At 64.4% G+C, this 16,572-nt stretch carries 17 protein-coding genes; 10 read left to right on the top strand and 7 right to left on the bottom strand.

The annotated features are described in order from the left end of the window. Window positions 1-22: 22 nt before the first annotated feature. Window positions 23-370 (top strand): carboxymuconolactone decarboxylase family protein, encoded by a 348-nt coding sequence (locus tag JNO50_RS16055; protein ID WP_189529890.1) that lies wholly within the window; start codon window positions 23-25, stop codon window positions 368-370. Between the two features lie 7 nt (window positions 371-377). On the opposite strand, the gene JNO50_RS16050 is transcribed toward JNO50_RS16055, so the two are convergent. Together JNO50_RS16050 and JNO50_RS16045 are read right to left on the bottom strand one after the other, a co-directional pair. After that, window positions 378-1,133, bottom strand: coding sequence for a substrate-binding periplasmic protein (locus JNO50_RS16050; protein ID WP_189529891.1), 756 nt, complete (start codon window positions 1,131-1,133; stop codon window positions 378-380). 75 nt (window positions 1,134-1,208) lie between these two features. Then, the gene (locus JNO50_RS16045; RefSeq protein WP_189529894.1) at window positions 1,209-1,574 is read right to left on the bottom strand and encodes an Mth938-like domain-containing protein; all 366 of its coding nucleotides are present in this window, start codon (window positions 1,572-1,574) and stop codon (window positions 1,209-1,211) included. 199 nt (window positions 1,575-1,773) lie between these two features. Here JNO50_RS16045 and JNO50_RS16040 point away from each other — a divergent pair, with 199 nt between their 5' ends. The 3 genes from JNO50_RS16040 (at window position 1,774) to thrC (ending at window position 5,844) form a co-directional block, all read left to right on the top strand. Continuing rightward, a complete protein-coding gene (locus JNO50_RS16040; RefSeq protein WP_189529896.1) occupies window positions 1,774-3,003 on the top strand; it encodes a pyridoxal phosphate-dependent aminotransferase in 1,230 nt (409 codons plus the stop codon). A 101-nt stretch (window positions 3,004-3,104) separates the two neighbouring features. Continuing rightward, window positions 3,105-4,415 carry a homoserine dehydrogenase gene (locus JNO50_RS16035; protein WP_189529898.1) on the top strand — a complete coding sequence of 437 codons (1,311 nt, stop codon included), beginning with the start codon at window positions 3,105-3,107 and terminating at the stop codon, window positions 4,413-4,415. 19 nt (window positions 4,416-4,434) lie between these two features. Continuing rightward, complete coding sequence (thrC, locus tag JNO50_RS16030) at window positions 4,435-5,844, top strand: threonine synthase (protein WP_189529900.1); 1,410 nt, start codon at window positions 4,435-4,437, stop codon at window positions 5,842-5,844. Window positions 5,845-5,883: 39 nt separating this feature from the next. Here thrC and JNO50_RS16025 read toward each other — a convergent pair whose 3' ends face one another. Then, complete coding sequence (locus tag JNO50_RS16025) at window positions 5,884-8,025, bottom strand: autotransporter outer membrane beta-barrel domain-containing protein (protein WP_189529908.1); 2,142 nt, start codon at window positions 8,023-8,025, stop codon at window positions 5,884-5,886. Between the two features lie 127 nt (window positions 8,026-8,152). Here JNO50_RS16025 and flgA point away from each other — a divergent pair, with 127 nt between their 5' ends. The 6 genes from flgA to JNO50_RS15995 all read left to right on the top strand — a co-directional run bounded on the left by flgA (window position 8,153) and on the right by JNO50_RS15995 (window position 13,164). Further along, on the top strand, window positions 8,153-8,839 hold the full coding sequence (gene flgA / locus JNO50_RS16020; RefSeq protein ID WP_229804385.1) for a flagellar basal body P-ring formation chaperone FlgA: 687 nt from the start codon (window positions 8,153-8,155) through the stop codon (window positions 8,837-8,839). Window positions 8,840-8,916: 77 nt separating this feature from the next. Next, complete coding sequence (gene flgM / locus JNO50_RS16015; RefSeq protein ID WP_189529916.1) at window positions 8,917-9,219, top strand: flagellar biosynthesis anti-sigma factor FlgM; 303 nt, start codon at window positions 8,917-8,919, stop codon at window positions 9,217-9,219. Window positions 9,220-9,258: 39 nt separating this feature from the next. Continuing rightward, entirely contained in the window at window positions 9,259-9,723 is a 465-nt protein-coding gene (locus JNO50_RS16010) for a flagella synthesis protein FlgN (protein ID WP_189529918.1), read from the top strand. A gap of 78 nt (window positions 9,724-9,801) precedes the next feature. After that, complete coding sequence (locus JNO50_RS16005) at window positions 9,802-10,722, top strand: CobD/CbiB family protein (protein ID WP_189529920.1); 921 nt, start codon at window positions 9,802-9,804, stop codon at window positions 10,720-10,722. 85 nt (window positions 10,723-10,807) lie between these two features. Beyond that, entirely contained in the window at window positions 10,808-12,166 is a 1,359-nt protein-coding gene (locus JNO50_RS16000; protein ID WP_189529923.1) for a DEAD/DEAH box helicase, read from the top strand. Beyond that, entirely contained in the window at window positions 12,163-13,164 is a 1,002-nt protein-coding gene (locus JNO50_RS15995) for a serine/threonine protein kinase (RefSeq protein WP_189529930.1), read from the top strand. The genes JNO50_RS16000 and JNO50_RS15995 overlap by 4 nt, the downstream gene beginning before the upstream one ends. 151 nt (window positions 13,165-13,315) lie before the next feature. Here the strand turns inward: JNO50_RS15995 and JNO50_RS15990 are convergent, their stop codons facing one another. The 4 genes from JNO50_RS15990 to eutC all read right to left on the bottom strand — a co-directional run bounded on the left by JNO50_RS15990 (window position 13,316) and on the right by eutC (window position 16,572). Then, window positions 13,316-14,359, bottom strand: a complete 1,044-nt coding sequence (locus JNO50_RS15990) for a helix-turn-helix domain-containing protein (RefSeq protein ID WP_189529931.1) — start codon at window positions 14,357-14,359, stop codon at window positions 13,316-13,318. A gap of 159 nt (window positions 14,360-14,518) precedes the next feature. After that, complete coding sequence (locus JNO50_RS15985) at window positions 14,519-15,010, bottom strand: BMC domain-containing protein (protein ID WP_189529932.1); 492 nt, start codon at window positions 15,008-15,010, stop codon at window positions 14,519-14,521. Window positions 15,011-15,023: 13 nt separating this feature from the next. Continuing rightward, a complete protein-coding gene (gene eutL, locus JNO50_RS15980; RefSeq protein WP_189529933.1) occupies window positions 15,024-15,683 on the bottom strand; it encodes an ethanolamine utilization microcompartment protein EutL in 660 nt (219 codons plus the stop codon). A 1-nt stretch (window position 15,684) separates the two neighbouring features. Continuing rightward, window positions 15,685-16,572, bottom strand: coding sequence for an ethanolamine ammonia-lyase subunit EutC (eutC, locus tag JNO50_RS15975; RefSeq protein ID WP_189529934.1), 888 nt, complete (start codon window positions 16,570-16,572; stop codon window positions 15,685-15,687).

Below are 16,572 nucleotides of genomic sequence, written 5' to 3'. Positions count from 1 at the left end.
TTTTGCCATGAAAGGAGATACCATGAGTTACAACTATCCCGTGCTGACCGAAGAACTCTCCGCCCAGCTTGCCAAGATGCGCCAAGCGATGCCGGACACCCTGAAAGGTTTCGGCATGATGAGCCGCGCGGCCAACACCGACGGCGCGTTGTCGCACAAGACCAAGGAGCTGATGGCCATGGCGATCGGCATCGCCAACCGCTGCCAGGGCTGTCTGGCGTTCCATGCCAAGGCCCTGGCCGAGCTGGAGTGCTCTCGCGAAGAGTTCATGGAGATGCTGCAGGTCGCTATCTACATGGGCGGCGGCCCGTCGCTGATGACGGCCGCCGAGGCGCTGCAGGCGTTCGAGTCGTTCGCCAAGCCCGAGTGACGGCGCGTTATTCTTCCTGCCGGTAGCGGGCCACGAGTTCCGTATAACGGGCGGTTTTCTTGAACGCGGCGAGGGTCTCGGCGAATTGCCTTGCCAGCGCCGCATTGTGGCCCGCCCGGGAGAACGCCAGGTAATTGGGGCGCGCCGCCAGCGGTGGGGCAAGAAACTCGATGGCCGGCATGTTTTTGCCGTGGCGGGACAGATAACGGAACTGGTCCATGTCGCCGACCGCCAAGTCGAAACGCCCGGCATGAAGCATTTGCAGCAACTGTTCGTTGGTGGCGGCGACGGGCATTTTTTTCAGGCTGGCCGCCTGGTCGAATTCCGGCGAGTAGGCGTAGCCGCGCAGGACACCGATGGTATAGGGCTCGAGCCCCGCGAGGTTCTGGTTCCATGTGACGTGCCGGGGATTGCCGGCGAGCACGAACAGCGCGGAACGGGTGACGCTGAGCGTGTTGTCGTCAAGAAAGATCGCGAACGTTTCGCGCTCCGGAGTGCGGCTCATGAAGGTGATGGCATCGGCCTCGCCGGAACGAATCATCGACTGGGCGCGCAGCCAAGGGACGCTTTGCCAGGTCACGGTGCAGCCGATCTGTCTGGCGATGTGGTTGATCAGGTCGACATGCAGTCCGGACAGCGCGCCATTTTCCTGCATTTCATAGGGCGGATACTGGCCGTCTCCCCGAACGATTTTCAGCTCCACGGCCCGCGAGGCGATAGTGAACAGGAGTAGTCCCGCGCAAACGGCTGTTTTCAGACGCATGATCATTGCCTCCCGCCACCCATCAGCCTACCTCCTCCGTTTTAGCTGGCGCGGGCCGTTTTCACAAATGACCGCTCAGGTGAGAATGACGGCGATCACCCGGCGTCCTTCCGCGAGCAGAATGTTGTAGGTCCGGCAGGCGGCGCGGGTATCCATGATTTCCACGCCGATACCGGCATCGGTCAACGCGGCGGTCAGCCGGGGGTGGAAAAAACGCTGGGTGGGGCCGGTGCCGACGATCACGACTTCGGGGCTGTCACCGAGCAGTCCTGTGAAATGCGCTTCGCTCAGCGCCTCGAAGCGTTCGACCTCCCAGGGGCGGACCGAATCGGGGGTGACGATCAGGTTGCCGTCGTGTCGCTCCCGGTTGATCAGCACATGGCCGTCGCCGTAGCCGGTGAAGAGATTTTGGCCTTCGCCGCTGGCCAGATGGAGTTTCATGAAAGAGGTCCTTGTGGGTGGCAAATCCCGTTAGTGCAGCGCACCACGGATTGGGATAGGATTATACCCATCGAATGCCGGTTGGACAGACGCGGATCGCGTCGCCGACGCGAAAACCATGACCAGAAAAACCTCGCCGCGCCGCTCGCGAAACCAGCCCTCGGGCTCGGAGTCCGAACGGCGGGAACATCGGATCGCCATGCAGCCCGTACACAAATCCCAGAAACTCGCCAACGTCTGCTACGACATCCGCGGACCGGTTCTCGAACACGCCAGGAAAATGGAGGACGAGGGCCACCGCATCATCAAGCTCAACATCGGCAATCCCGCGCCGTTCGGCTTCTTCGCGCCGGACGAGATCATCGAGGACGTGATCGTCAATCTGCCCGGCGCATCGGGCTATTCCGACTCCAAGGGTCTGTTCGCCGCCCGCAAGGCCATCATGCATTACGCCCAGGAGAAGGCGCTGCCCAATGTCGGCATGGAGGACATCTATATCGGCAACGGGGTGTCCGAACTGATCATGGTGGCGATGCAGGCGCTGCTGGATGCCGGCGACGAAGTACTGGTGCCGGCGCCGGACTACCCGCTGTGGACCGCGGCCGTGAGCCTCGCCGGCGGACGGGCGGTGCATTATCTGTGCGACGAGAGCGCCGGATGGTTTCCCGACCTTGACGATATCCGCGCCAAGATCACCCCGAACACCCGGGCGATCGTCATCATCAATCCCAACAATCCGACCGGCGCGGTCTATCCGCCCGAACTGCTCGCTCATATCGTGGAGATCGCGCGCCAGCATCAGCTGATCATTTACGCCGACGAAATCTACGACAAGGTGCTCTACGACGGTGTCAGCCATACCTCGATCGCGTCGCTGGCTCCGGACGTGCTGTGCATCACCCTTAACGGCCTGTCGAAGAATTACCGCGCGGCCGGTTTCCGGGTGGGCTGGCTGATCGTCTCCGGCGAGAAGCGTCACGCCCGGGATTATATCGAGGGGCTGAACATGCTCTGTTCGATGCGGCTGTGCGCCAATGTCCAGGGGCAGCACGCGATCCAGACCGCGCTGGGCGGCTATCAGAGCATCGACGACTTGGTGGCGCCGCACGGCCGCTTGTGCCGGCAACGGGATCTGGCCTGGAAGCTTCTCACCGAGATTCCGGGGGTCTCCTGCGTGAAACCGCAAGGCGCGCTGTACCTGTTCCCGCGCCTCGATCCTGCCGTGTATCCGATCGCCGACGACCAGCAGTTCATCCTCGAACTGTTGCAGCAGGAGAAGGTGCTGCTGGTGCAGGGCACCGGCTTCAATTGGGTTGCCCCGGATCACTTCCGCGTGGTATTCCTACCGAATACGGACGATTTGACGGACGCCATCGGGCGCATCGCGCGCTTTCTGGAAAATGTCCGCAAGCAGCATGGCTCGCTCTGATGCCCTCCGGGCCGGACACCGCTTTGAAAAGGGGCCTCTCGCGGCCCCTTTTTTATCATGATTGAACGAAACGCGATTTTGCCAGTTTTGAAGGAGAAAACATGAAGCCGATCAATGTCGGACTGATGGGCGTGGGGACAGTCGGTGGCGGTACCGCCACCGTACTTAAACGCAACGCCGAGGAGATCAGCCGCCGCGCCGGGCGCACCATCCGGTTGTTCATGGCGGCCAACCGCGATGTCGAACGTGCGAAGAGCGTGTGCGGTCCCGATGTGACCGTGGTGGATGACGCGTTCCGGATCGTCGAGCACCCCGAGGTTGACATCGTGGTGGAACTGATCGGCGGCACCAGCATCGCGCGCGATCTGGTGCTCAAGGCCATTGCCAACGGCAAGCATGTGGTGACGGCCAACAAGAAACTGCTCGCCGAACACGGCAATGAGATTTTCGCGCTGGCCCACGAAAAGGGCGTGATGGTGGCTTTCGAGGCGGCCGTGGCCGGCGGCATCCCGATCATCAAGGCGCTGCGCGAGGGCCTGTCCGCCAATCGCATCGAATCGATCGCCGGCATCATCAACGGCACATCCAATTTCATCCTGACCGAGATGCGTGAAAAAGGCGCGAACTTCGCCGATGTGCTGGCCGAAGCGCAGCGGCTCGGTTACGCGGAGGCCGATCCCACTTTCGATGTGGAGGGCCACGATGCCGGTCACAAGCTGACCATCATGTCGGCCATCGCGTTCGGCATTCCGATGCAGTTCGCGAAGTGTTACCTCGAAGGCATCAGCCAGTTGACCGCCAAGGACATCCGCTATGCCGAAGAGCTGGGCTACCGCGTCAAATTGCTCGGTCTGACCCGCCGCACCAAGGAAGGCATTGAATTGCGCGTGCATCCGACACTGATTCCGGAGGGCCGTTTGATCGCCAATGTGAACGGCGTGATGAACGCGGTGCTCGCCAGCGGCGACGCCGTGGGACCGACGCTCTATTACGGCGCGGGCGCCGGCGCGCTGCCGACCGCCTCGGCCGTGGTCGCGGATCTGGTCGATGTGACCCGCCTCTTGACGGCGGATCCGGGCCATCAGGTGCCGCATCTGGCCTTTCAGCCGGACCGTCTCGAAGATCTGCCCATCCTGCCGATCGAGGACGTGGTGAGCAGCTATTACCTGCGCATCCAGGCGGCCGACCGGGCCGGCGTGCTCGCCGATATCACGCGCATCCTGGCCGGGAATGGCATTTCAATCGAAGCGGTGATCCAGAAGGGGTCGGTCTCGGACGGTTCGGCCGAGGTGGTGATCCTCACTCATCGCGTGAAGGAACGCAACGCCAATCTGGCCATCTCGGCCATCGAGGCGCTGGAGAGTGTGGCGGGCAAGGTGGTGCGCCTGCGCATGGAAGAGTTGAACGGCTGACAAAAAAAGACCAGGGACAATGCGATACATCAGCACCCGGGGCGGCATGCCCCCCAAAACCTTTTCCGAGATCCTCCTGATGGGCTTGGCTCCCGACGGGGGGCTTGCGATGCCGGAAAGCTATCCCGCGGTGGACCGCGCGATGCTCGATGCGTGGCGCGGCCTCCCGTATGCGGATCTGGCCTTCGAAATCCTGCGGCTCTTCGCCGATGGCATTCCCGAGGGCGAACTTCGTCGCATGACCCGCGCGACCTACCGCGCCGAGGTGTTCGGCAGCGACGCCATCACCCCGCTGGTTCGTCTGAAAGACGGCATCGCGCTGCTTGGTTTGTCCAACGGACCGACCCTCGCGTTCAAGGACATGGCGATGCAGTTGCTCGGCAATCTGTTCGAGTATGTTCTTGGCCTGCGCGGCGAGACGCTGAACATCCTGGGCGCCACGTCGGGCGACACCGGCAGCGCGGCCGAATACGCGATGCGCGGCAAGGCGGGGATATCGGTGTTCATGCTGTCGCCGGAGGGGCGCATGAGCGCGTTCCAGCGCGCGCAGATGTATTCCCTGCAGGACGCGAACATTCACAATATCGCCATCCGCGGCACCTTCGACGATTGTCAGGACATCGTCAAGGCGGTGTCGGCGGATGCCGCTTTCAAGGCGGAAAACCGCATCGGCACGGTGAACTCGATCAACTGGGCGCGGGTTGTCGCCCAGGTTGTTTACTATTTCCGCGGCTATTTCGCGGCGACATCGGGCAACGACGAACGGGTGAGCTTTTGCGTCCCGTCGGGCAACTTCGGCAACGTTTGCGCGGGCTATATCGCGCGGCGCATGGGTTTGCCCGTCGACCGGCTGATCGTCGCGACCAATGAGAACGACGTGCTGTGCGAGTTTTTCCGGGAGGGGCGTTACCGCCCGCGCGGCAGCGCCGAAACCCGGGTGACCTCCAGCCCGTCGATGGACATCTCCAAAGCGTCCAATTTCGAGCGTTTCGTTTTCGATCTGGCGGATCGGGATCCGGCGCGGATCGCGTCGTTGTGGCGCGATGTCGAGCGTGGCGAAGGTTTCGATATCGGTGCCGACGGCCTGGCTCGCGCCATCGGGGAGGCAGGTTTCGCGGCGGGGAAGAGCTGTCACGCCGACCGGCTTGCGACCATCCGGGCGGTGGCCGACAGCGACGGCGTGGTGATCGATCCGCACACCGCGGACGGGGTGAAGGTGGCGCGTGAGCTGCGCCGGCCGGGCGAGAACGTGGTGTGCCTCGAAACCGCGCTGCCGGCGAAGTTCGCCGAAACCATCACCGAAGCGCTGGGCCGCGACGCCCCGCGTCCGGCGTCAATGGCCGGCATCGAGGCGTTGCCGCAGCGCGTCGACGTGCTGGATGCCGATGTCGAGGCCGTCAAGGCGCTGATCCTGCGCGCACGGCGCTGAGACCGGAAAAGCCGCCGCGGCTTCGCGGCGGCTTTGGGGTCAGAACGAGGCGGAAACGCCGACCGTCGCGGTGGTCTGGTTGCCGCTCTTGCGCCCGCTGGTGGCGCCGATCTGGCCCCAGGCCGTGACGGTTTTGCTGATCTGGGCGCTCAGCCCAAGCCGTGTGTCGACCCAATTGCTGTCGGGTTTGCCAAGATTGAGCGTAAAGTCGCCCGGCATGCTGTTGAGACCGGCCGTCACCGCGCGATCCTTGTTTTTGAATTCCTTGACGAAATCCACCCGCGCATACGGCGTCAGCCTGCCGAACGTGGCGCGCACCTGCCAGCCCAGGCTGCCGGTCAGCGAGGACACGCTTTGGTCCTTGAAGAATTGCGCCGTGCTGTCGTGACCGCCTTCCGCGACCGTGTTGACCTTCGCCCGCGCATAGTTGACCGCGAGGCGCGGTCCGGTCACCACGGGGCCCGCCTCATAATCCATTCCCGCCGCGATGCGGTAGCCCCGTTGATCGCCGCCGACATCGCCGTTCTTGGCGCCGGTGAGCGTGTTGCGCTTGCTGGTCATGCTGAGGTTGCCGATGTGCAGATCTCCGTCGATGAACACATTGCCCGATTGCCAGTTGGCGCTGAACGCCAGCAGCGTGCTGCTGTTATCGATCGTACCCAGTGTTCCGACATCGGTCGTGCCGCCCGCGTGTGAAGCGGCGATGCCGAGCATCAGGCTGTCGGTGGCCTGATAGTCGGCGCCGACGGTGAACAACTGACCTTTGACCTTGCCGTTCAGATTATTCAGATTGAACTTGTCGGGTCGGTAATTGCCCGCCGCCCAGGCGCTCACGGTGCCTTTGGCGCGGTGGATCGCGCGGTTGGCTTCGTAGCGGGAAGAGAGCACGTCTTCCAGTTGGCGCGCGCTGGTGAGGGACACTTCCGGTATCGCGCCGCCAAAACGCGGCGATACCAGAATGTCGGCGATGTAGCGGCCGATCATCTGGGAGGTGGCCGGGCTCGGGTGGAAGTCATCGGAAAACACATAGCTTTGCGCCGCGATCTGGGGTGTCGTACAGATCACCGCCTCCTGGCTGCAGTAGGGGCTGGCGATGTTGGTGATGCCGAATTTGCCCGGGTTCGCCAGCAGTTCCGAGAACAGGGCGCTGATATTCGGACGGATGACGCCGTGCGTGCCTTGCAGCCCCATGTCCACCAGTTGATTGTAGCCGGCCGTTGCCGTGGTGAGGGCGGTTTTCAGGCTGTTCATTCCGGTGCTGATTTGCGCGGCGATACCGGTCGCCAGTGCCGGGTTGCCCTGCAGGGCGGCCAGTCCCTGAGCCACGCCATTGATGGCGTTCTGGTAGGCCGCCATTCGGTCGGACTCCGTGGTGATCGCCGTTGAGCCGATGGTCTGCAACACCGTCGCGTAAAGGCCGAGGGTCTGGTCGATAGTGGTTTTGAGCGCGTTCACCTGGGCTTGCGTGGCATTGCCCGGCAACTGGGCACGCGCCGCGGCTTCCAGTGTCTGATCGAGAACGGCGAACAGGATGGTCGGCGAGCGGCTCGGGTCCGGAATGTTCGGCACGATGACCACGGCGGCGCCCTGGGCGTTGAGGGATCGGACCACGCCGAGGGTGTTGGTCGCCGCGTTGCTCAATACCTGGGCGACGGTGCCTTGCGGATCGCTGGAGGCTTGTCCTGCGCGGATGGCGCCATTCAGATCGTTGCCGCCGATCCACACCGCGTAGGCCGCCCTGGGGTCGATTTTGCCGCCGTGTTGGGCCAGGTAATTGGTGTACTGGGCCTGGATGTCCTCGGTCGGCACGCCGCCGGGGCCGACATGCGGGTTATTGTGGGTCGCGCCGCTTTGCGCCTGGGCGCCGCCTTGCGCGTAGTTGTTGCCGGTGGGGCTGGTGTTGGCGGCGTTATAGATCGGGCTATTGGCGACCGAGGTGAAGCCGAACCGGGCGGCGAGCACATCCGTCCAGTTGGGGCCGTAGCCTGTCAGCCAGCGCGCCTTGGCGCCAAGCGTGGGGCTGCCGGCGGCGGTGGGGTCATAGACGAGGCCGGCGTACACGCCGACATCCGACAGGCTGTCGCCAAGGAAATAGATGTTGCTGAATGTCGAGTCGGCTTGGGCCTGGCTCATGGCGGAAAGCGCGCAAGCGGTCGCCAGCGCGGCAAGGCGTCGTTTCATGTGTTTCCCCTGTGTGTATTGTTGTTTAAAGTAAATGCACTACGCATGGAAAGTATTTGTTTTGCTTTATGTGTTTGTCAATCGCGACATACAGTCTTTACGCGGAGCTTCGGGTAGAATAGGCGCGATGAAACTGAAGATTTTCACGCTGATGGCCGCGCTGGCGGCGGCACTGATTCCCGCGCCGTTGCTGGCCGCCAACCAGGATCTGTCGCGTCTGGAAGAGACGGCCCGCAAGTTTGTCGCCGGCGAGCTGGCACAACGCAAGGCCCGCTGGACGATAGGACGGGTCGATCGCCGGCTGGCGGTTCCCGCGTGCGACGCGCTGTTCGCCGGTTGGGCGCAGGGAGCGCGGCAGACAGGATCGACTTTTGTCGATGTCAGTTGTCCGTCGCTGGGCTGGTCGCTGCGGGTTCCCGTCTCGATCAGCGAAACGCGGGTCGGCGTGGTCGCCAACCGCGCCTTGCGCGCCGGGGAGACGATCGGCCCCGACGATGTGCGGCTCGTCGACATGCCCGAAGGCAGCGCGACGCAGACCGTGCTGGGCGATCTGTCCCTGGCGGTGGGGCAAACCATGACCAGCGGAGTGCCGGCGGGCGGATGGTTGCGTTCCTTTATGGTAAAAGCCCCGGTTGTTGTTAAAATGAATCAGCGGGTCAAGGTGCTGGCGATCGGGGAAGGCTTCATGGTCAGCGCGGATGGAACCGCCATGGCCAACGCTGCGGCGGGGGATAGCGTGCCGGTGAGAATGGGCGCCGGACGGGTGATCCGCGGCACGGTTCGCGAGGATGGCGCGGTGATTGTGGTGTTTTGATCGAAAAGACTGTCAAGACAGCAGGATTTGCGCCGATAATAGAGTGTAAGAACATATGCAGTCAGGAAGGACACGCCATGAAGATCGATAACACGGGCAACGTGACCGGGGTGTTTGCGCCCCAGTCCAAGCGGACCCCGCGTCGGACCGAATCCGAAGACGTCGCTTCGCAGACGGCGCCGGCCAAGTCCGAAACCGTGGCCATCAGCTCGCGGACTTCGCAGGCGATCGCGGCGGATCAGCAGATCAGCGCCAGCGTGCAGCCGTTCGATGCCAAAAAGGTCGAAGAAATCCGCAACGCCCTGCTGTCCGGCGATTATCAGCCCGACTCCAGCAAGACGGCGGATGGTTTGATCCAGCATCTGCGGGGGCTGCTGTAACCCGGGAGGCGGCCCATGGCCGTGCCGGCAGGTGCACGAATGACTGACAGCCAACGATTTGCCGAATTGTGCCGGGACGAAGCGGAAAGCTTGTCCCGGCTAGTGGCGCTTCTCGACGAGGAGTTCGCCGTGCTCGAGAAGGGCGAAATGCGCCGCGTGGAAGCCATTGCCGCCGAAAAGGCCGCGGCTCTGGAAACCATCGAGGAGCGGGGACGCGCGCGCGCGCAATGGATGCTGGACAAGGGCATCCACTCCGTGGAGGGCGTCGCGGCATGGTTGCCGGACAAGCCCGAAGCCGACGCCGCCTGGCGCGCCCTGGAGGACGCGCTGGAAGAGGCCAAGGCGCGAAATGCCCGCAATGGCGCGATCATCGAACGTGGTCTTGAGCGCACCGGCGAAGCGCTGGTTTTTCTGAGAAGTTGCGCCGCGTCCACGCTTGGCTACGGCAAGGACGGCACCACGCCCGACATTCCCGTCGGAGGACGCCATCTCGGCTCGGCATGACAAGACCGTCGGCTTGTTTGGGCGCGGTGGCGCTTTGTGGTATCTTCGAAGCTGGGCCCGAGACAACGACTTTAACCAATGACCCTGTTATCCCTTATTTTTGCTCTGGCGCTGGAGCAGTTGCGCCCCCTGGGGAACCGCAACCGGGTATGGTTGCTGTTTACCCGTTATGCGAACTATCTTGAGCGCAACCTGAATGCCGGCGCCTGGCGGCATGGCCTGCTGGCCTGGCTGACGGCCATCCTTCCCCCCGCGTTGATCGTGCTCGGCGTGTATTACGCGTTGGCGGCGGTCACGCCGGCGCTGGCGCTGGCGTGGAACGTGTTTGTGCTGTATCTGACGATGGGGTTCCGGCATTTTTCCAGCGCGTTCTCCGAGATCTCCCTCGCGTTGTCCGAAGGGCGCGACTTCGATGCGCGCAATCTGCTGCGCCAGTGGACCGGCCAGCCGACCGCCGAGCTGTCGGTGAACGAGATCTCCCGGCTGGCCATCGAGCAGGGCATTGTCGACAGTTACCGTCACGTGTTCGGGACGATGTTCTGGTTCGTGCTGCTGCCCGGCCCGGTCGGCGCGCTGGTGTTCCGCCTGTCGACGATGCTCAGCAGCAAATGGGGTGACCGTATCGACCGGGAGGAGCGTTTCGGGGAGTTCGCCGCCCAGGTCACCACGTGGCTCGACTGGATTCCTGTGCGCCTTACCGCCGCGGGCTTCGCCGTGACCGGTGACTTCGAGGACGCGGTCTACTGCTGGCGCGCCCAGGCCAAAACCTGGGGGAACCACGCCGCGGGTATCCTGCTGGCGACCGCGGCGGGAGCGATCGGCATACGGCTTGGCGATCCCCTCAAGCAGGACTACACCATCAAATTCCGTCCGGAGCTGGGCATCGGCGACGAAGCCGATCCCCAGGCGCTCAAGAGCGCCGTCGGACTGGTATGGCGATCGGTGCTCTTGTGGCTGTTCGTTGTCCTGTTGGCCGGGCTTGTCCGGTATCTGAGCTGACCGAAACAGTCTACACATGAATCGCGGTGAGCGGCGCGCGGGCTTGGCCTTCGCGCCGTCGCCCATTTTTTTGCAGGAGCAATACATGACATTTGCCGAGCTTGGGTTGTCGCCGGAGATCCTCCGCGCGATCGACGAGCAGGGCTATAGCGAGCCCACGCCGATCCAGGCCAAGGCCATTCCCCTGGTGCTGACCGGCCGCGACCTGCTTGCCGCCGCCCAGACGGGGACCGGCAAGACGGCGGCTTTCATGCTGCCCATTCTGGAACGATTGAAAAAATTCGCCAATCCCAGCGCCTCGCCGGCGATGCATCCGGTGCGCGCGCTGATCCTGTCGCCGACCCGGGAGCTGGCCGACCAGATCGGCGTCAACGCCAAGGCCTACACCCGCTACCTGCCGATACGCTGTACAACGGTTTTCGGGGGGGTGAACATGGATCCCCAGACCCAGGAGCTGCGCCGCGGCGTGGAGATCCTGATCGCGACGCCCGGCCGGCTGCTCGACCATGTCGGCGCCCGCACGGTGGCGCTCAACAAGGTCGACATCCTGGTGCTCGACGAAGCGGACCGCATGCTCGACATGGGCTTTATCCAGGACATCCGCAAGATCCTGTCGATGCTGCCCAAGTCGCGTCAGACCCTGCTGTTTTCCGCGACGTTCGCCAACGAGATCAAACGCCTGGCCGAAGAGTTCATGGTCGACCCGCAACTGGTCGAAGTGGCGCGCCAGAACTCGACCAACGATCAGGTCGAACAACTGGTGTACCAGGTCGATGCCTACCGCAAGCGCCATCTGCTCTCGCACCTGATCCGCCAGCGCCAGATGTCGCAAGTCATCGTGTTCTGCCGCACCAAGATCAGCGCCGACCAGTTGGCCCGCGATCTGAAACGCGACGGTCACGCGGCGGAAGCCATCCATGGCGACAAGTCGCAAGGCTCGCGCCTGGAAACGCTCGCCGCATTCAAGAGCGGCGAAGTGAAGGTGCTGGTCGCCACCGATGTGGCCGCGCGCGGTCTGGATATCTCCGAGTTGCCCTACGTGGTGAACTACGAGATGCCCAATTCGCCGGAAGACTATGTGCACCGCATCGGCCGTACCGGCCGGGCCGGCGCCACCGGCGTGGCGATTTCGCTGATGGGCGAGGAAGAGGACAAGCAGCACGAAGCCATCGAAAAACTGATCAAGAAAACCCTCAAACCGGAAACGGTGGAAGGATTCTGGCCTTCCTGGATGCCGCGTCCCGCCGGCGAAGCACCCGAGCCGCGCGCTCGTCGCGGCGGCCGTGGCGCATCCGAGCGACCGGTCGCGGTGTCCGCCCTGGCCGCTCCGGCCGCCGAAGGCCGCAAGACACCGTTGCCGGGCCGCCAGGCCAAGACCAAGCGCGAAGTGCCGGCGCTGTTCCTGGCGCCGCGCTACAAGGTCGAGGCTCCGCGCCAGTCATGACGCCGAACGACACGGCCGATACGCCTCACGAACCGCCGTTTTCCGGTTTGACGCCGGATTGCCTGCTGTCGGCGCTGGAGAGTATCGGCTTGCGGCCCGATGGCCGTCTTCTGGCGCTCAACAGCTACGAAAACCGTGTCTACCAGATCGGCATGGATGAAGATCCGCCGCTGATCGCCAAATTCTATCGGCCGGGGCGCTGGAGCGACGAGGCGATTCTCGAGGAGCACGCGTTCAGTCTCGAGCTTGCCGGGCAGGAAGTGCCGGTTGTTCCTCCCCTGGCGTTCGATGGGCGCACCCTGCACCATGTCGACGGTCACCGGTTCGCGCTGTTCGCCAGACAGGGCGGCAGGGTGCCGGATCTGGACCGGGAAGAGACCCTCGAGTGGCTCGGACGTTTTCTGGGACGCATCCACGCCATTGGCGCCTGCGGCGAATACCGGGCAAGACCGGCGCTTGACCGGCAAAGCTTCGGACAGGAACCGCGCGATTTCCTGGTGAGCGGGGATTGGTTGCCCGACGAATTGAGGGCCGCCTGGATCAGCATCGCGGACCAGGCTCTGGACGGTGTCGACCAGGCCTGGCAGCGGGCGGGCGATGTCAGGGTGCTGCGGTTGCATGGCGATTGTCACCCGGGCAATTTGCTGTGGACCGACAACGGTCCGCATTTCGTCGATTTCGACGACAGCCGCACGGGGCCGGCGATCCAGGACCTGTGGATGCTGCTCTCGGGCGATGGCCCGGAGATGCGCGCCCAGCTTAACGCGGTGCTCAGCGGCTACGAGATGTTCTGCGAGTTCGACGACCGGGAGTTGCAACTCATGGAAGCGTTGCGGACCTTGCGACTGCTCCATTACAGCGCGTGGATCGCGCGCCGCTGGCAGGATCCGGCCTTCCCCGCCGCGTTCCCCTGGTTCGGCACCGTCCGTTACTGGCAGGACCGCATTCTCGAGCTGCGCGAACAGGTGGCGCTGATGCAGGAGCCGCCGCTGGTCTGAACGCGGCAAGCCGGCGTCGCGATGTATCGAGTGCGCCTTGTACCGCAAGCCCTGGTGATCGTGGGTACCCGGCAACTGACGTTGGCCGGGTATTTTTCTTTTCATTCTCGGAGGCGTGTCGGCGTCGCGCTGGGCCACCAGGTAGCATTCTTCATTTCTCCCGACGACGCAGCGTATCCGACGGTTTCTCGCCGAACAGCCGGCCGTAGTCCACCGCGAACTGGCTCAGGTGCCAGAATCCCCAGTCAGTGGCCGCATCCTGCACCGACAGGTAGCGCGATTCGGGACTCAGCAATTCGCGCCTGACCGCATTGAGGCGCATCGCCTTGAGGTAGGAGAGCGGGCAGATGCCCAGGGTGTTGTGAAAAATGTTCTGCAGTGTGCGCCGGCTCACATTGAGATGGTTGCACAGATCGGCCACCACCAGCGGTACATCCGGCTGGCTCATCGCGAAATCGCGCGCCCTGCGGACCTGGCGCCAGTGTTGCTGGCGGCTGCGCAGCGGCGCCGGGGCCGGGCTCGCGCTGGCGAGCAGATCGGTCAGGTTGTCGAGCAGTTCATGGCGCATGAAGCGATAGGCGACGACGTCGGACGGTCCGAGCCGGCTGCGCTCGGCTTCCGTCAGGAGTTCTCGCTGGCGGCGGATGAACTCGCGCTTGCGGGCCGGATTCACCTGCAGGAGCGGCGTATTGGCCAGCACCGCCGGCAGTCCGCCATCCAGCGTGATGTTGGCGTGCGTTTCGAGCGCATCGCGCGGCACCACCAGCCCCATGATATGAAAATCCCCGGGAGTCGTCAGTTCGAACTCCTCGCCGCCCGGACTGATGGTGATGAGGTTGTCGTCGACTGTCGAGCCGTCGCGCGCGGCATCGGGTTGGCCCGGGCAGGGAATGCCGAACCAGTAGGCGCCGGGCCAGACGATGCACGATTGGCGCAACGCGCGGTTGGTGAACTCCTCGAAGCATTGCAGCCGGTCCAGCCACAACTCCTTCAGATAGCCGGCGAAGCGTCCCGGCTGCAACTGGTCGTACAATTGCTGCCATGCGGTGATGGCGCAGGCCTGCTCGAAACTGCTGTGCGCCTCGCGGCGCCTGACGCCGACCTCGGCCCCCAGGGGATCCAGCGGAGCGTCGCTTGGCGGGCTGTCGTGACGCAGCCGGTGCAATGGTCCGTTTTTTCGCGGTTGAACGGGCATCGTTTCTCCTCTCTAAGCGGTTCCATGCCTGGCGAAACGGCTTGGCGGCGACCGTTGTGCCGGTCACCGGGTTTTCGCTCCGGCGGCCTCCCCCCTGTCGGATACGGTACACCGCCAGGCACGAAGAGGCTTTGTGGTTGAGCAAGCCACACGGCCGCTTCACTCCTTGTCTTGCGTCCCGAAATAGCGGCCGCGCCGCCGAACGAGCCGTCCCTCGCGGCATTGCGTCTGCAGCCAGGCGCGGCTGACGCCGACGAAGGGGAAGGCCGTTTGCAGTTCGACCAGGCTCATGCCCGCCGGGGCGGCGGCAATGCGCGCGATGACCTCCGCTTCGTCGAACCGGGGAGTCGCCGGCGGTGCGATTGAAGCGGGCGGCTCGAGCATGGTCCCGACCAGGGTTTCGGTGTCCGGGTCGGGGCGGCCGATTTCGCAGCGGCTGACCACCTCTCCAAGGCGCCGCGCCGCGGCCTCTCCGGCGTCCAGCGCCGCGCGGCAGGCGGCCAGATCGCCCTCCACCACCAGCGAGATCAGGCCCGGTTCGGTGCGCCACTGGCGCATGAGCCGTACATCGGCCGCTTTGAGCATGGCGTCGGCCGCCTCGATGGCGGTAACGAGCCCCCTGACTTCCATGAGTCCCAGTGCGTTGATCATGGCCGCCCTCCGCTCAGATCAGCGCGATCGGCTGCCTGCCCACATCCAGCACGGCCTGGGTGAAGGCTTGGCAGGCGGCGCTGCAGGCGGCCTGGCTGCCGGTGAGGAAGGCCCCGGAATAGTTGGTCTCCGATGGCGGTGGCACGTAGCCGGCCAGCGTCACGTCGGCGGCCTTGAGCGCCGCGTCGATGCCGAAGGTGGCTTCCAGAGGCGGGGCGATCAGGTAGGCCAGGGGTTCTCCCTGGCGCACGCCGGTCTGCGCCGACAGGTAAGAGCCGGTGCGCGAGATCACGTGGGCGAGGAACGCGGTGTCCTCCGCGTCGTTGGCCCAGCGGAAGGCCGGGCCGTCCTCGATGGTGGCGATCATGGAATCCAGTCCCGCGCGCACCTCGGCCGGCGAGCCGCCGCCGAGGATCACCAGCACCTCGCCCGCAGTGGGCGATGAACTGTGGGCGGCGCCGGCGTACAGCGAGCGGCCGAACACCACCTCGACCTGCGCCTGTTTGGTCGCCTCGTCGGCGGCGATGTAGGTGACGTCGTCCGAATCGGCGGTAAGCAGGCCCAGGCAGTTGATGTGGGCGGGCAACTTGAGCGCGGCCTTGAAGTCGGACTGCGCCGAGGCGATCAGGCGCACGGCCTTCACGCTGGGTTTGATCAGATCCAAAGTGGCCATGTCAGTCTCCTGTCGAACGGTTGAGCGCCATGCCGGAGGCCTTTTTCTCCAGCATGCGTTTGGCGAGATCCACGATGACGGCGGCGGCCTCCACCGGCGGAGTGCCGCCGCGATGGATGTTGGAAATGCAGGTGCGGTCGGCTTCCACGGTGGCGGCGGTCGGCGCGTACACCATGTAGCAGGACAGGCTTTCCGACTGGCCAAGACCGGGGCGTTCGCCCACCAGCAGAATCACCACCTTGGCGCCGAGCGTTTCACCGACCTGGTCTTCCACCTTGACCCGCCCGTAGCGGACGAAGAACGGCGTGCCCACCTCCAGCCCGGCGCTCTCCAGCCCCTTGAGCAGGGGGGGCAGGATTTCGTCGAAGTTGGCGGTGACGGCGTCGGTGGACAGACCGTCGGACACCACCACCTGCACCTGGGGTTTTTGTTTGCAGCGCGTTTTGAGCAATTGCAGCGACGTCTCGTTCAGGCGCCGTCCCATGTCCGGACGCGTCAGATACTGGTCCTTGTTCTCGATTTCGCTTTGCAGTTCGAGCAGGCCCTTTTGTTCCACCCATTCCTGCGGCACTTCCTTGAGCACCGTGTCCTTGGAGCGCGAATGGTCGGCAAGAAAGCGCAGCAGCGCCGTGGTGCGCGGACGGGGTCCGGCGCGGCCGGTGCAGACACGGGCGGCGGTGTTGGCGCGCAATTCGGCCAGCACCTCGGGCCGCTTGGGCTCGTCCACCCCCATCCAGACCCGGAAGGGTTCGGTGCCAAGGTCGGGCAGGGCCTCCTCTTCGCCTGTCTTGACCGGGCGGGCGGCGCCGGCGGGCGCGGCGGCCGGCGTTCCCTGTTCCAGTTGACTCATCACCGCGCGTACGATTTCGTCGATTTGCTGTTTGTCCAT

This window comes from Paludibacterium paludis (genome assembly GCF_018802605.1).
Taxonomy (GTDB): domain Bacteria; phylum Pseudomonadota; class Gammaproteobacteria; order Burkholderiales; family Chromobacteriaceae; genus Paludibacterium; species Paludibacterium paludis.
Note: the sequence above shows the minus strand (reverse complement) of the source record. Positions and strands in the feature narration are given on the sequence as shown.

Coding starts and splice junctions, on each gene's coding strand:
- JNO50_RS16035 (WP_189529898.1), top strand. CDS start 3,105: ATGAAGCCGATCAATGTCGGACTGATGGGCGTGGGGACAGTCGGTGGC.
- JNO50_RS16025 (WP_189529908.1), bottom strand. CDS start 8,025: ATGAAACGACGCCTTGCCGCGCTGGCGACCGCTTGCGCGCTTTCCGCC.
- JNO50_RS16005 (WP_189529920.1), top strand. CDS start 9,802: ATGACCCTGTTATCCCTTATTTTTGCTCTGGCGCTGGAGCAGTTGCGC.
- flgM (WP_189529916.1), top strand. CDS start 8,917: ATGAAGATCGATAACACGGGCAACGTGACCGGGGTGTTTGCGCCCCAG.
- JNO50_RS16040 (WP_189529896.1), top strand. CDS start 1,774: ATGCAGCCCGTACACAAATCCCAGAAACTCGCCAACGTCTGCTACGAC.
- JNO50_RS16000 (WP_189529923.1), top strand. CDS start 10,808: ATGACATTTGCCGAGCTTGGGTTGTCGCCGGAGATCCTCCGCGCGATC.
- eutL (WP_189529933.1), bottom strand. CDS start 15,683: ATGGCCACTTTGGATCTGATCAAACCCAGCGTGAAGGCCGTGCGCCTG.
- JNO50_RS16010 (WP_189529918.1), top strand. CDS start 9,259: ATGACTGACAGCCAACGATTTGCCGAATTGTGCCGGGACGAAGCGGAA.
- flgA (WP_229804385.1), top strand. CDS start 8,153: ATGAAACTGAAGATTTTCACGCTGATGGCCGCGCTGGCGGCGGCACTG.
- JNO50_RS16055 (WP_189529890.1), top strand. CDS start 23: ATGAGTTACAACTATCCCGTGCTGACCGAAGAACTCTCCGCCCAGCTT.
- thrC (WP_189529900.1), top strand. CDS start 4,435: ATGCGATACATCAGCACCCGGGGCGGCATGCCCCCCAAAACCTTTTCC.
- JNO50_RS16045 (WP_189529894.1), bottom strand. CDS start 1,574: ATGAAACTCCATCTGGCCAGCGGCGAAGGCCAAAATCTCTTCACCGGC.
- eutC (WP_189529934.1), bottom strand. CDS start 16,572: ATGGACAAACAGCAAATCGACGAAATCGTACGCGCGGTGATGAGTCAA.
- JNO50_RS15995 (WP_189529930.1), top strand. CDS start 12,163: ATGACGCCGAACGACACGGCCGATACGCCTCACGAACCGCCGTTTTCC.
- JNO50_RS15990 (WP_189529931.1), bottom strand. CDS start 14,359: ATGCCCGTTCAACCGCGAAAAAACGGACCATTGCACCGGCTGCGTCAC.
- JNO50_RS15985 (WP_189529932.1), bottom strand. CDS start 15,010: ATGATCAACGCACTGGGACTCATGGAAGTCAGGGGGCTCGTTACCGCC.
- JNO50_RS16050 (WP_189529891.1), bottom strand. CDS start 1,133: ATGCGTCTGAAAACAGCCGTTTGCGCGGGACTACTCCTGTTCACTATC.